Below are 11,912 nucleotides of genomic sequence, written 5' to 3' on the forward strand. Positions count from 1 at the left end.
CGATGGGGCTCGGCATTTGCCGGGCCTCATTTCGTTTGGGTGGAGAGATTGTGCCGGATCAAGGTGTCGGGTGGGGAATTGTCCAGCCGGCTATCAGCGCTTCACCGTCAATCCAACGCCGGCCTGGAGCTGATGCGTATCGTCGCCGGCCTTTCGGGTGGTCAGCTGATAGCCGAAATTGCCTGTGAGATCGAGGTAGCGGTTGATCCCCCAGGTCAGGCCGAGGGCCGCGTCATATTCGGTCTCATCGGCCGCACTGCCGTTGGAAGGATAGTCGCGCCAGATCGTGCCGCCCGTCGCTTTGGCGGTGAGGTCATCGCGCAATTGGTGGCTAATTGTACTCGTCAGCTGGTAGGCGGTGTAGCCGCTCAGGCCGGCCGTGGTGGATGGCTGAACCGTGGTTGAAAGGCCGATACTGACATCCGTTCCGCGCTGCGGCGACCAGGCGAGACTACCGTCGATGGTCGGTGAGTCGACTGAAGCCAAGCGTGAATCGTCGAATTGCGTGTGCTGATAGCCAAAGCCCAGCTCGCCTTTCAGCTTTTCGCCGAGATCGAGTTCGACGCCGGCCTTGCCGCCGTAGCCCTGGTTCGAACGGGCATAGCCGTTGCTGTCACGCGTCTCATCGTAGACAGCGCGACCAAGATCGACTTCGACGAAGGGAATGATCGCCGGTGACAGCTCATAGCCGATACGCCCGCGCCATGTGCCGGCGGTCTGGTTGCGGTCGCTGAGCGTGACCTGGGTTCCATCCGAGAGCACGGCATCCGAATAGACCGTGCGGGTCAACGCGACTGCCGTCGTGCCGCGTAGCAGGCCGAAATCGCGCTCCAGCGACAGTCCTGTCGTGAACTGATTCACGGCGGATTGTTTGGAGGCGCCGGCAATGGCGTTCGGGTCGCTGGTATCCTCACGGAAGAACTGATAGCCGGCCGTTATATGCGCTGTCGTGTCGGCGGGGAGGTCGAGGCGCAGATCCGCATTGAGGTTGATCGTCGGCTTCTCTTCACCCGTGCCGCTGATATTCTTCTGCCAGACGCCCTCGCCGGTGATGGTCAGCGCGTGGCGATCCCAGTCCGACGTCAACGTGCTGCGCAGATCCGTCTGCAGGAAGCTGCGGTTGTCCTCGACGGAGCCGGTGCGGTCGCGTTCGATATTGATCGACTGATTGACCGAAGGGCGCAGGGTGAAGGTGCCGAGCGGTATGCCCTGGGCTTCCGCGCGGTCCGGATGCTGGCGCGTTCTCAGGCCATCGACGGTGGATTCCGGCAGGTTGACGCGGCGCATGTCGTTGTCGAGCGTCGAGCCGGTGGTTGTGGGGTCGACGCCATCAAGGCGAAGGCGCATATTCGGCGGCCCATCCGCATTGGTGGTAGCGGCCTGATTTGCTGGCGGCGCCGTCTGCGCGTCGGTGGCAGGTGCTGCAGCCGAGTCGGTCGTCGTGGCAGGCGTCGAGACCGCGGATGTATCGTCGGGGTCCTGGCCGGGCGGCAGGGATTGTGCGTTAACGGACATCGGCGCGGCGCATACGACGCCCCAGCCAAGCACGGCGGATGTCGCCCATGCTGTCAGCCGGAGGGCATTTTTACCCGCCTTTTTCTTGCCGATGTTCATTTTGTCTATGTCTGACCTTGCTGGAAAAGCACTAAATCCTTACCCAAGTGTAAAGCCGTGTGGTTAACGCTTGGTTGCTAAAGAGTTACGGCGAGATGCTATCGGTAATATTATCCAGGCCCAGCAAAAGCCCGTCACCGTCGGCATAAGTCGATCTTTGGTGGACAGAATTGCAGAAAAGCGTTAGGCCTCGCTCATGAATAAGAGAGCTGTGAGACTCATCGAGAACGGTGCGATCGAATCCGCAATGAGGACGATCGAGACCGAGAGACGGGGCCTTGAGGCGCTGGAACGTGCATTGGCCAATGGTTTGGCCGGGCCTTTCAGCCGCGCGGTGGAGATCATCGGCGATATCAAGGGCCGCGTCGTCATCACTGGTGTCGGCAAGAGCGGCCATATCGGCAACAAGCTCGCCGCAAGCCTGGCTTCCACCGGAACGCCGGCGTTCTTCGTGCACCCGGTCGAGGCCAATCATGGCGATCTCGGCATGATCACGCAGGATGATGTCATCATTGCCATCTCGTGGGGCGGCGAAAGCGCCGAGCTGCGCGGCATCATCAGCTATTCGCGCCGCTTCTCGATCCCGATGATTTCCATCACCGCGGGCGAGACGTCAACGCTGGCGCGTGAGTCCGATGTGGTGCTGCTGCTGCCCAAGGAGCAGGAAGCCTGTCCGCATGGGCTGGCGCCGACCACGTCGACAATGCTGCAGCTTGCGATCGGCGATGCGCTCACCGTGGCGCTGCTGGAAGCGCGTGGCTTCACCGCCGAGGATTTCCGTACCTTCCATCCTGGCGGAAAGCTGGGCGCCAGCCTCTCACATGTCGCCGATATCATGCACAAGGGCGATAGCGTGCCTCTCGTCAAGCTTGGTACCGGCATGCGCGAAGCCGTGACGACTTTGGCGAAAATGCGCTTTGGCTGCGTCGGCGTCGTCGATGATGACGGCTGCCTCTGCGGTATCGTCACCGATGGCGATATTGCCCGCAATCTTGGTTCCAGCCTCGCGGAGATGCTGGTGGACGAAGTGATGACGCGCAATCCGAAGACGGTCAAGGAAACGACGCTGGCGACCGGCGCGATGGCCGTGCTCAATCGTCACAACATTTCCGCGCTCATTGTCGTCGATGATGGGCAGCGACCGGTCGGGATCGTCCACTTCCACGATCTGCTGCGGATCGGCGTCGCCTGATCAGATCGGCTCGACCGTAAGCTCGCGGCCGTTGCTGGCGACGACTTTCACGCGCGTACCAACGGGCAGATCCGGGCCCGTGACTGTCCAATAGGTATCGTTGAGGCGGATGCGTCCGCGGCCCTCGGCGATGGGCTCACCGAGCGTTGCCGTGCGTCCGACAAGGCTTGCACCACGCTGGTTCAGGAAGGGCTCGTCGGTCACCTGGTTGTTGTTATAGACATAACGCCGCCCGAGCAGGGTGACGATGACGGCTGCTGCTGCAAAGACCAGCCACTGCACTTGCCAGATCCAGAAGGCGTCATCCCAGAACAGTAGCGATAACGCCCCGACGATGATGCCGGCCAGACCGATCCAGACGAGGAAGAAGCCCGGCAATATCAACTCGGCGGCGAGCAGTACCAATCCCAGCAGCCACCAGCTCCAGGGACCGAGTTCCACGACGAGATTGTCGAACATCTTAGCTCTCCCGAGGGGCCAGCGGATTGACCGAAGGCGTGGTGCGGACCGTGTTCGTGCGCGGCCGTGAAGGCTGCGCTGCGCCGTTGCCGTCGCCATTGTCGCCGAAGACTTCGCGGGCGATGGCGCCGATGCCGCCGAGCGAACCGATGAGGGAGCTGGCTTCCATCGGCATCAGCACGATCTTCGAGTTGCTGGCCGAACCGATCGACGTCAGGGCCTCGGTGTATTTCTGCGCGACGAAGTAGTTGATGGCCTGCACATTACCCTCTGCAATGGCTTCGGACACCATGCGGGTCGCCTTTGCTTCGGCCTCTGCGAGACGTTCGCGGGCTTCGGCGTTGCGGAACGCTGCCTCGCGCTGGCCTTCGGCCTGAAGCACCGCCGATTGCTTTGCGCCCTCGGCGCGCAGGATCTGCGCGGCACGCAAGCCTTCCGCCTCGAGAATCTGGGCACGCTTTTCACGCTCGGCCTTCATCTGCCGGCCCATGGCGTCAACCAGATCCTTCGGCGGCTGGATATCCTTGATTTCGACGCGCGTCACTTTGATGCCCCAGGGCTCGACAGCTTCGTCGACGACGCGCAGCAGCCGCTCGTTGATGGCGTCGCGGTTGGACAGAAGCTCATCGAGGTCCATCGAACCCATGACGGAACGAATATTGGTTTTGGTGAGGTTGAGGATCGCGCTTTCGAGATTGGTGATCTGATAGGCGGCCTGCGCCGCATTCAGCACCTGGAAGAAGGCGACCGCGTCGGCGGAGACGCTGGCATTGTCCTTGGTGATGACCTCCTGCGTCGGAACGGCGAGCACCTGCTCCATCACGTTCATCCTAACACCGATCGTTTCGATGAAGGGCACGATCAGATTGAGGCCCGGCTCCAATGTGCGGATGTAGCGGCCGAAGCGCTGGATTGTATAACGATAGCCCTGCGGCACCGTCTTGATCCCTGCAAACAGCACCAGGATGACCAAGACCACCAGGGCGACCACGACGATGCTGAAACCACCGACTACCATTGAATTCCTCCATGGACGCGCTCGCGGAATGCGAGCCTCTCGCGTCAGGTAAAGCACTGCCGTGTCGTTTCGGCGTCTTCGGTCGAAAACGCATCATGGCAGCTCAATCAGATGTGGTGGGTTAGCATGTTCTCGGCAAGGGAGGAATGGGTAGACGGGCTGGACTGCCCGATCAGCCACAAGTTGTTGCAGCGGATCAATCAATCGCGATCCGGCCCTTGCGCCTCGCTGTTGATATTCATACTTTATAAGAGAATTTTTCGGGTCAGCTGCCGCGCAGCCTTTCGATCCCAACTGCCGCGCATGGTCAGGGTGAAGCAATGAATATCGATAGGACTTTACGGTCGGTCGTAGCCGTCCATGCCTCAATTCCGGAAGACGCCTTCACGGCGACGACGCTGGGCACCCGCAGGGAAGGCAACGGCGTCGTCATCCGGGGAAACGGCTTGGTGCTGACGATCGGCTACCTCATCACCGAGGCCGAAGAGGTCTGGCTGACGACGAGCAATGGCCGGGTAGTGCCCGGGCATGCGCTCGCCTATGATCAGGAAACCGGGTTTGGCCTTGTGCAGGCGCTCGGCCCGCTCGACGTCCCGGCGCTGGAATTCGGCGATGCCGACAAGGCCGAGATCGGTGATCCGGTCGTGATTGCCGATGGTATCGGTCAGGTCGTCGAGGCAAAGATCGTCGCCAAGCAGGAGTTTGCGGGTTACTGGGAATATCTGCTCGATGAGGCGATTTTCGTCGCACCTGCGCATCCTTCGTGGGGTGGCGCTGCTCTGGTGGATGAGGACGGCAAGCTTCTGGGTGTCGGGTCGCTGCACCTGCAGATGGCGACCCAGAATGGTGAAGGCGCCGATATCAACATGATCGTGCCGATCAACCTGCTGACGCCCATTCTCGACGACCTGATCAAGCGCGGCCGCGTCAACAAGCCGCCAAGGCCCTGGCTCGGGGCTTTCTCGGCCGAAAGCAATGGTGAGGTCGTTGTCATGAGCGTGACGGAAGGCGGCCCGGCCGCTCAGGCGGGCTTGCGGCGCGGCGATGTCATTTCGGAGATCCGCGACGCGGAAGTCGACGGCTTGGCCGACTTCTATCGCAAGATATGGGAGAGCGGGCCGGCCGGCGCCGAGATCCCGCTGCGCGTGCTGCGCAATGGCCGCGAAGCCTGGTTGCGCATCAAATCCGCCGATCGCGGCAGCTTCCTCAAGAAGCCGCAGCTGCAATAGAGCCTCTCCGTTTTTCTTCGAATCGCGAAGACGCTCTGTTTCTTGCTTTTTCACGCATTCCGGACGGAAAACCGCTGCGCACTTTTCCTGGAAATGCTTTAGAGGCCATTGCCGGGATTAGTCCGGCGATCGGTCAGACCCAGCCGAGCAACTCCCGCCGCACGACCTTCTCCAGCACCTTCATGCCGTCTTCGCTATCGTTGAGGCAGGGAATATGCGTGAACTTGTCGCCGCCATTATGATGGAAGGATTCGGCCGCCTGTTCGGCAATCTCTTCCAGTGTCTCCAGACAATCCGAGACAAAGCCCGGATTGAGTACGGCGATGCGCTTGGTGCCATCCTTGGCGAGCTGTTCCACGGTCTTGTCTGTATAGGGCTGCAGCCATTCCTCCGGGCCGAAACGGGACTGGAAGGTGACCATGAACTGATCTTCCGACAGCCCCAGCTTTTCACGCAGCAGGCGGCCGGTCTTTTGACAGAAACAGTAATAGGGATCGCCCAGTTTGAAATAGGACATCGGTATGCCGTGGAACGACGCCAGGATCTTTTCGGGCTGCCAGTCCAACGTTGAAAGATGCCGGGTCACGGAATTGGCAAGCGCTTCGATATAGGCATCGTCGTCGTGATATTGTGGCACGGTGCGGAGTGCCGGCTGCCAGCGCATCTTTGCCAGCTTCTCGAATGCCTTGTCGTTGACGGTTGCCGTCGTCGCGGCGGCGTATTGCGGATAGAGTGGAAAGAGCACGATGCGCTCGCAGCCCTGATCCTTCAGCGCCTGTATGCGGTCGCCGATCGAGGGTTGGCCGTAGCGCATGGCCCAATCGACCGTCACGTTGGGTAGATCCCGCAGGCGCTCGGCCATCAGATCGGACTGGTTGCGCGTATAGGTGCGCAAGAAGCTCTCATTTTTTTCCTTGTTCCAGATCGTCTCGTAGGCCTTGCCGACTTTTTGCGGCCGGGTGTTGAGCACGATACCGAACAGGATTGGATACCACTTCCAGCGGGACCATTCGATGACGCGGCGATCCGTCAGGAACTCGCGCAGGTAGCGGCGCATCGAGGCGTAATCTGTGCCATCGGGTGTTCCGAGGTTGACAAGCAGCACGCCAACCTTGCCGAATTTCACGCTGGGGTGATCAGGCGGGAAGGTGGTCACGTTTTCTGTCATCAATCATATCCTCTCGGCGAAACGAAGCCCTTCACATAGGAACAAAAACCGGCCCGGGGAAGCCCGGACCGGCTCTCTCATGCGAGACAAATCGTCTTACTTGGCTGGAATCCTCAACTTTTCGCCAACTTGCAGATGGTGAGGCTTCAGATTGCGGTTGGCCACCACAAGCCTGTGCCATTGCTTGGCGCTGCCATAATAGGTCTTGGCGAGATCCCAGAGCGTGTCGCCGGTAACGATGACATGCGTTGTCGGCGTCTTCGGCTTTTCGCTGGCTTCAGCTGCCGGTGCGGCGGTGGCAGGAGCTGTCGTCACCGGGGTTGAAGGTGCCGGGTTGGCCGTCGCAGGGGCAGATGCGGCGGGCGTCGTGGTTGCCGGTGCCGATGATGTGTCCGCGGGCTTTGCCGGTGTTGTAGTTGCCGGCGTTGCCGCCGAGGGTGTCGAGGAGGCCGGAGGCGTCACGGCAGGTGCTGCCTTGCCGGTGTCCGCGGGTGCCGGGGCGGGCTTTTGCTCCGGTGCGGCCTGCTGCTGCGTTTCCGCCGGCTTGGCTGCTTCGGGCTGGGCGGCAGGTGCTGCCGCGGCAACCTGGGTCACACGGCCATCGGTATAGGGCTTGTAGGGATTGTGCGCGCCGAGATAGTCGGCAACCACCGATTCCAGGTTCGGACCGAAGTCATAGGCGTTCTTGCCGTCCTTGGCGAATACGGTGTAGCCGTCGCCGCCCGCGCGCATATAGTTGTTGCTGACGACACCGTAGGTCTTTTCGGGGTCGAGCGGCTTGAATTCCGTGCCTTCCTGCACGTCGACGGAGACGAGCCGGCTGCCCGGCGGCTTCGATTTGTCGAAGCTGTATTTGAGGCCCGCGACCTGCGGGAAGCGGCCGGCGCCATCGTCGATCTGGCTGAGGCCGTTTTCCAATGCCGCCTTCACATCCGCGCCCGTCAATTGGAAGGTCGCGACTGTGTTCTGGAACGGCAACACGGTGAGAACGTCGCCCATGCTGACATCGCCGGCGTCGATGGAAGCACGCAGGCCGCCGCCATTCTGGATGGCGATGGAGATGCCCTGGGCCTTGGTTCGGTAGAGGATCGCGTCGGCCACGAGGTTGCCCATCGAGCATTCCTGGACGCGGCAGATCTCGCGCGCGCCCTCGATCGGGCCTTGCGAATTGCCGATCACCTTCTTGCGCAGTTCTTCGATCGGCTTGGCCATCTCCTGGACGCGGGCGGCGATTGCCGCATCCGGCTTGATGGAGGAATCGAGCAGGATGGGATCGCCCTTGGCGTCCTTGACCGCGCCGTTATCATCGAAGGTGACGACGATGTCGCCGAGGTACTTGCCGTAGGACGCGGCCTGTACCACTGGCACCTTATAGCCGGCGGGATTGTCTACCATGGTTGGATAGGGGCCTGCGGCCTTCGGATCGGTGTTCGACAGCAGCGTATGCGAGTGGCCGCCGACGACGACGCTGACACCGGCGATCTTGGCGATCTTTTCGACATCACGAGGATAGCCGACATGGGTGAGCGCGATGATCTTGTTGACACCCTGCGATTTCAACGCGTCCACTTCGGCGCTGATGGCGGCGGCATCGTCGGTGATCTTCACATGCGGGCCGGGCGAGGCGAGCTCGGGTGTCTCGGTGGTGACTGCGCCGACGATGCCTATCTTTTGGCCGCCGATGGTAAGGACGATCGATTTCTTGATGCGGTTGCCAAGCTTGGACTGGTCGTCGACCACAAGATTGGCCGTCACCACCGGGAACTGCGCCTTGTCGAGGAAGGCGGCAAGCGGGCCTTCGCCGTCGTCGAACTCGTGATTGCCGACGGTCATGGCGTCGATCTTCATGTCGTTGAGAAATTCGACTTCGGCGGCACCCTTATAGGTCGTGTAGAACAGCGAGCCCTGGAAATTGTCGCCGGCGTCCAGTACCACCACGTTCTGGCCGGCGAGTGCGGCCCGGCGCTGATCGATGGCCGCCTTCAGGCGAGCGGCACCGCCGAAGCATTCGTTCTTGGCTTCCTCGGCCGCAGAGCATGTCGCATCGAACTTATTGATCGACTCCACGCGCGAATGGAAATCATTGAAGTGCAGGATGTTGAGCTGATAGTCCGCGAAGGCGGCGCTTGTGCTCAGCGCCAAGGCTGCGGCGGCCAAAAGTCCCACTCCTAAGGGCTGCTTCATCTGTCTCTCCTGTTCGTCTTTACAATCCGGCCCGCCGATGCCCCCATGGCGGTCCCCCGCCGGAATGTTTTCATCATGGCGGAGCGAGCGCAAGCAAAAGCTGTTGGCTTCATTCGGATTTTATAAAGAGCGGGAATTCATCGCCGGATCAGGCGCATGCCTCAATGGAGGCGTCTCCGTGGGATTCTCGGATCGCCGACACGGCATTCCATCCGACGACGAAAAAGACAGCTGTACAGCAGAGCGCCGCAGCAAAATGAAAGCGCCGGCGCCGGTCCCGATAAAGCAGGATGGCACCGATGCCATAGATCAGCAGCACGGGCAGGGCGAAGAGGAGAACGCTTGCCGGGCCATCGCAATCGAGCCCGTCGATACCCTGTGCCCGATAGCTGTTGACAGGGAGAACCGCCGCCAGAATGGCGAAAGGCAGAGCTGCGATGAGGGCCAGATAGAGCAGCATCATGCGGCGCATGGCGTTCTATCCTTCCGCCATGCCTGATCAGCCCTGGCGGTTGAGGGAGAAGTGCCCACCCGTCTCCGAGGTGCAGTTCAGCTGACCGGGATTGGCCAGGAAGCAATTGACCTTGGAACTGGTGCGCTTGACGTTCGAATAGAGATTGATCTGGATCACGCCGGAGGGGTCGGTCGTGTAAGTTCCCGAAGCCATCTGCTGGTTCGTGCCGTCCGTCGTATGGGTCTCGAACCGGCCGGCGGTGAAGGTCGAATTCAACCCGTTCGAATCGGCCCAGCTGCCTTCCACCGAATTTGTCCGCGGCTGAACGCCGGGGTTCATCGTCATCGGCGGCGGTCGCGATCCGCCGAAATCAACGCAGGCGGACAAGGCTGCCGCAGCGGCTGCGAGGGAAAGAACGGTTCTGATCTTCATAAATGTCTCCCGCGATGAAGGGCGGAGTGTTGTCGTATCGGTTGCGAGAAAGATGGCGCGGCTATTGGGTTAAAGCAAGGCTTGAGAACGCAACTCCTTGATTTATCCCGCTTGCGTAACAAAAATGCCCGCACGACCTGTGCGGGCATTCGAAGGTTGCATCAGCAAACGCTGTTCCTGTTAGCGAACGAGGATGTTCCTGAACTGCCAGGGATCCTTCGTGTCGATGTCTTCCGGGAAGAGGCCCGGGCGACCGTCGAGCGGCGTCCAGTCGGTGTAGTGGCCTTCAACCGGACCGAGGTAGGGCAGCTGCACTTCGAGGCAGCGCTTGTAGTCGATCTCGTCGGCTTCGACGATGCCGGCGGTCGGGTTTTCGAGTGCCCAGACCATGCCGGCGAGAACGGCGGAGGTTACCTGCAGGCCGGTCGCGTTCTGGTAGGGAGCGATGCGGCGGGTCTCTTCGAGAGACAGGCGCGAACCGTACCAGTAGGCATTCTTGTCGTGGCCGTAGAGGAGCACGCCGAGTTCATCGACGCCGTCTTCCAGCTCATGCTCGTCGAGAACGTGGTGAACCGGCTGCGGTGTGCCGCCATTGCCGAACATTTCGTGCAGCGAGAGAACGGCATCGTTGGCCGGATGGTAGGCATAGTGGCAGGTCGGACGGAAGGTAACGTCGCCGTCCTTGTCGCGCACGGTGAAGAAGTCGGCGATCGAGATCGATTCGTTGTGCGTGACGAGGAAGCCGTATTGCGGGCCGGGGGTCGGGCACCAGGTGCGGACGCGGGTGTTGGCGCCCGGCTGTTCCAGATAGATAGCGGCCTGGCAGCCCTTCTTGTGCTTCTTGGCGTTCTTCGGCATCCATTCTTCGTGAGTGCCCCAGCCGAGTTCGGCCGGCTGCAGACCTTCGGAGATGAAGCCTTCGACGGACCAGGTGTTCCAGAAGACGTTGAGCGGCTTCGGATGCTTGGTGCGCTGGGTGTCGCGCTCGGCGATATGGATGCCCTTGACGCCAACCTTCTTCATCAGCTTGGCCCAGCCTTCGCGGTCATGCTGATCCGGCTCTTCGAACTTCAGGCCGATATCGGTAGCAAGGTTGACGAGCGCCTGCTTGACGAACCAGGAGACCATGCCCGGGTTCGCGCCGCAAGTCGAAACAGCAGTCGAACCCCCGGGGTTCTTCGCCTTTTCCTTGCGCATGGTTTCGCGCAGCGCGTAGTTGGTGCGGTCGGCATTCTTCAGGCTCTTGTCGAAGTAGAAGCCGAGCCAAGGCTCGACGACGGTATCGATGTAGAGCACGTCGAGCTTGCGGCACAGCTTGACGAGGTCGAGCGAACCGGTGTCGACCGAGAGGTTGACGCAGAAGCCTTGGCCGCCGCCTTCCGTCAGGAGCGGCTTCAGCAGCTCCTTGTAGTTTTCCTTGGTGACGTGTGCCTTGATATGACGGACGCCGTGCTTCGCCAGGATTTCCATATCGGCTGGTTCTTCACGCGGGTCGATGACGACCATCCGGCTCTTGTCGAATTTGAAATGGCGCTCGATCAGGGGCAGGGTGCCGCGACCAATGGAGCCAAAGCCGATCATCACGATCGGGCCGGTAATTTCGGCATATACCGGATAGTTGTGTTTCGTCATTCTTGTCTCCTTCGAAAGGCAGGACGCCGTTCGGTTCACGAAATCTAGTTAGAGTTTGCGCGAAAGCGCTGGCAGAGTTTGCGCGATAACGCGAGGTGAAGGGCTCTAATCATAATTTGATGTCACAATAAAGAGCTGATCAGGGTTAGCCGGGCAAAGTCAAGTGCAGGCAACATACACGCCATATGCGACGAGTTTGTTGCCTTCAAGCTCTGTTTTCACTGACCTATGCGGAATATGACAATCAGGCCTTCAAGGCTTCCAATCCGTCGACAACCGTGGTGAGGGCGATTTCCTGGACGTCGTAGGATGCGATCCCGTGGATGGTGAAAGGGTCGGCGGCGACATAGGCCTCCAGCTCGGCGCGCTCGCCGCGGGCAAAAATGACACCGCCGGTGCGTGGCACCTTGCGGCCGGATGCGAGGAACCAGCCCTTGGCATATCCCTCCTTCACCCAGGCCATATGCGGCTCCATCTGCTTGTCGGCTTCGTCGTTGCCCTTGAGGTAGGTAAGCGAAAGAATGAACATG

The 11,912-nt window shown here is 60.7% G+C and carries 11 protein-coding genes; 2 read left to right on the forward strand and 9 right to left on the reverse strand.

Features of this window, described 5'->3' with window-relative positions; all coding sequences use genetic code 11:
• Nucleotides 1-93 precede the first annotated feature (93 nt).
• Nucleotides 94-1,614, reverse strand: coding sequence for an outer membrane beta-barrel protein (locus A6U86_RS31435; protein ID WP_068400123.1), 1,521 nt, complete (start codon nucleotides 1,612-1,614; stop codon nucleotides 94-96).
• A gap of 196 nt (nucleotides 1,615-1,810) precedes the next feature.
• Here A6U86_RS31435 and A6U86_RS31440 point away from each other — a divergent pair, with 196 nt between their 5' ends.
• Nucleotides 1,811-2,806: an SIS domain-containing protein gene (locus tag A6U86_RS31440; RefSeq protein WP_068400126.1), complete on the forward strand. Its 996-nt coding sequence runs from the start codon at nucleotides 1,811-1,813 to the stop codon at nucleotides 2,804-2,806.
• On the opposite strand, the gene A6U86_RS31445 is transcribed toward A6U86_RS31440, so the two are convergent.
• Together A6U86_RS31445 and A6U86_RS31450 are read right to left on the reverse strand one after the other, a co-directional pair.
• Nucleotides 2,807-3,265 (reverse strand): NfeD family protein, encoded by a 459-nt coding sequence (locus A6U86_RS31445; protein WP_068400129.1) that lies wholly within the window; start codon nucleotides 3,263-3,265, stop codon nucleotides 2,807-2,809.
• Between the two features lies 1 nt (nucleotide 3,266).
• Complete coding sequence (locus tag A6U86_RS31450; protein ID WP_068400132.1) at nucleotides 3,267-4,283, reverse strand: SPFH domain-containing protein; 1,017 nt, start codon at nucleotides 4,281-4,283, stop codon at nucleotides 3,267-3,269.
• A gap of 320 nt (nucleotides 4,284-4,603) precedes the next feature.
• On the opposite strand from A6U86_RS31450, the gene A6U86_RS31460 reads away from it, so the two are divergent.
• Entirely contained in the window at nucleotides 4,604-5,512 is a 909-nt protein-coding gene (locus A6U86_RS31460) for a S1C family serine protease (RefSeq protein ID WP_068400138.1), read from the forward strand.
• A 133-nt stretch (nucleotides 5,513-5,645) separates the two neighbouring features.
• Here the strand turns inward: A6U86_RS31460 and hemH are convergent, their stop codons facing one another.
• The 6 genes from hemH to A6U86_RS31490 all read right to left on the reverse strand — a co-directional run bounded on the left by hemH (nucleotide 5,646) and on the right by A6U86_RS31490 (nucleotide 11,911).
• Entirely contained in the window at nucleotides 5,646-6,680 is a 1,035-nt protein-coding gene (hemH, locus tag A6U86_RS31465; protein WP_068400142.1) for a ferrochelatase, read from the reverse strand.
• A gap of 96 nt (nucleotides 6,681-6,776) precedes the next feature.
• Nucleotides 6,777-8,864 carry a 5'-nucleotidase C-terminal domain-containing protein gene (locus A6U86_RS31470; protein WP_068400518.1) on the reverse strand — a complete coding sequence of 696 codons (2,088 nt, stop codon included), beginning with the start codon at nucleotides 8,862-8,864 and terminating at the stop codon, nucleotides 6,777-6,779.
• A gap of 148 nt (nucleotides 8,865-9,012) precedes the next feature.
• Nucleotides 9,013-9,336, reverse strand: a complete 324-nt coding sequence (locus A6U86_RS31475; RefSeq protein WP_068400145.1) for a hypothetical protein — start codon at nucleotides 9,334-9,336, stop codon at nucleotides 9,013-9,015.
• A gap of 27 nt (nucleotides 9,337-9,363) precedes the next feature.
• Nucleotides 9,364-9,750, reverse strand: a complete 387-nt coding sequence (locus A6U86_RS31480) for a hypothetical protein (protein ID WP_068400148.1) — start codon at nucleotides 9,748-9,750, stop codon at nucleotides 9,364-9,366.
• A gap of 180 nt (nucleotides 9,751-9,930) precedes the next feature.
• Nucleotides 9,931-11,382 (reverse strand): homospermidine synthase, encoded by a 1,452-nt coding sequence (locus A6U86_RS31485; protein ID WP_068400151.1) that lies wholly within the window; start codon nucleotides 11,380-11,382, stop codon nucleotides 9,931-9,933.
• A 244-nt stretch (nucleotides 11,383-11,626) separates the two neighbouring features.
• On the reverse strand, nucleotides 11,627-11,911 hold the full coding sequence (locus A6U86_RS31490; RefSeq protein ID WP_068400154.1) for a YciI family protein: 285 nt from the start codon (nucleotides 11,909-11,911) through the stop codon (nucleotides 11,627-11,629).
• Nucleotide 11,912: the final 1 nt, after the last annotated feature.

Source organism: Rhizobium sp. AC27/96 (genome assembly GCF_001692325.1).
In the GTDB taxonomy this organism is placed as follows: domain Bacteria; phylum Pseudomonadota; class Alphaproteobacteria; order Rhizobiales; family Rhizobiaceae; genus Rhizobium.

Coding starts and splice junctions, on each gene's coding strand:
- A6U86_RS31440 (WP_068400126.1), top strand. CDS start 1,811: ATGAATAAGAGAGCTGTGAGACTCATCGAGAACGGTGCGATCGAATCC.
- A6U86_RS31435 (WP_068400123.1), bottom strand. CDS start 1,614: ATGAACATCGGCAAGAAAAAGGCGGGTAAAAATGCCCTCCGGCTGACA.
- A6U86_RS31480 (WP_068400148.1), bottom strand. CDS start 9,750: ATGAAGATCAGAACCGTTCTTTCCCTCGCAGCCGCTGCGGCAGCCTTG.
- A6U86_RS31475 (WP_068400145.1), bottom strand. CDS start 9,336: ATGCGCCGCATGATGCTGCTCTATCTGGCCCTCATCGCAGCTCTGCCT.
- A6U86_RS31470 (WP_068400518.1), bottom strand. CDS start 8,864: ATGAAGCAGCCCTTAGGAGTGGGACTTTTGGCCGCCGCAGCCTTGGCG.
- A6U86_RS31485 (WP_068400151.1), bottom strand. CDS start 11,382: ATGACGAAACACAACTATCCGGTATATGCCGAAATTACCGGCCCGATC.
- A6U86_RS31445 (WP_068400129.1), bottom strand. CDS start 3,265: ATGTTCGACAATCTCGTCGTGGAACTCGGTCCCTGGAGCTGGTGGCTG.
- A6U86_RS31460 (WP_068400138.1), top strand. CDS start 4,604: ATGAATATCGATAGGACTTTACGGTCGGTCGTAGCCGTCCATGCCTCA.
- A6U86_RS31450 (WP_068400132.1), bottom strand. CDS start 4,283: ATGGTAGTCGGTGGTTTCAGCATCGTCGTGGTCGCCCTGGTGGTCTTG.
- hemH (WP_068400142.1), bottom strand. CDS start 6,680: ATGACAGAAAACGTGACCACCTTCCCGCCTGATCACCCCAGCGTGAAA.
- A6U86_RS31490 (WP_068400154.1), bottom strand. CDS start 11,911: ATGTTCATTCTTTCGCTTACCTACCTCAAGGGCAACGACGAAGCCGAC.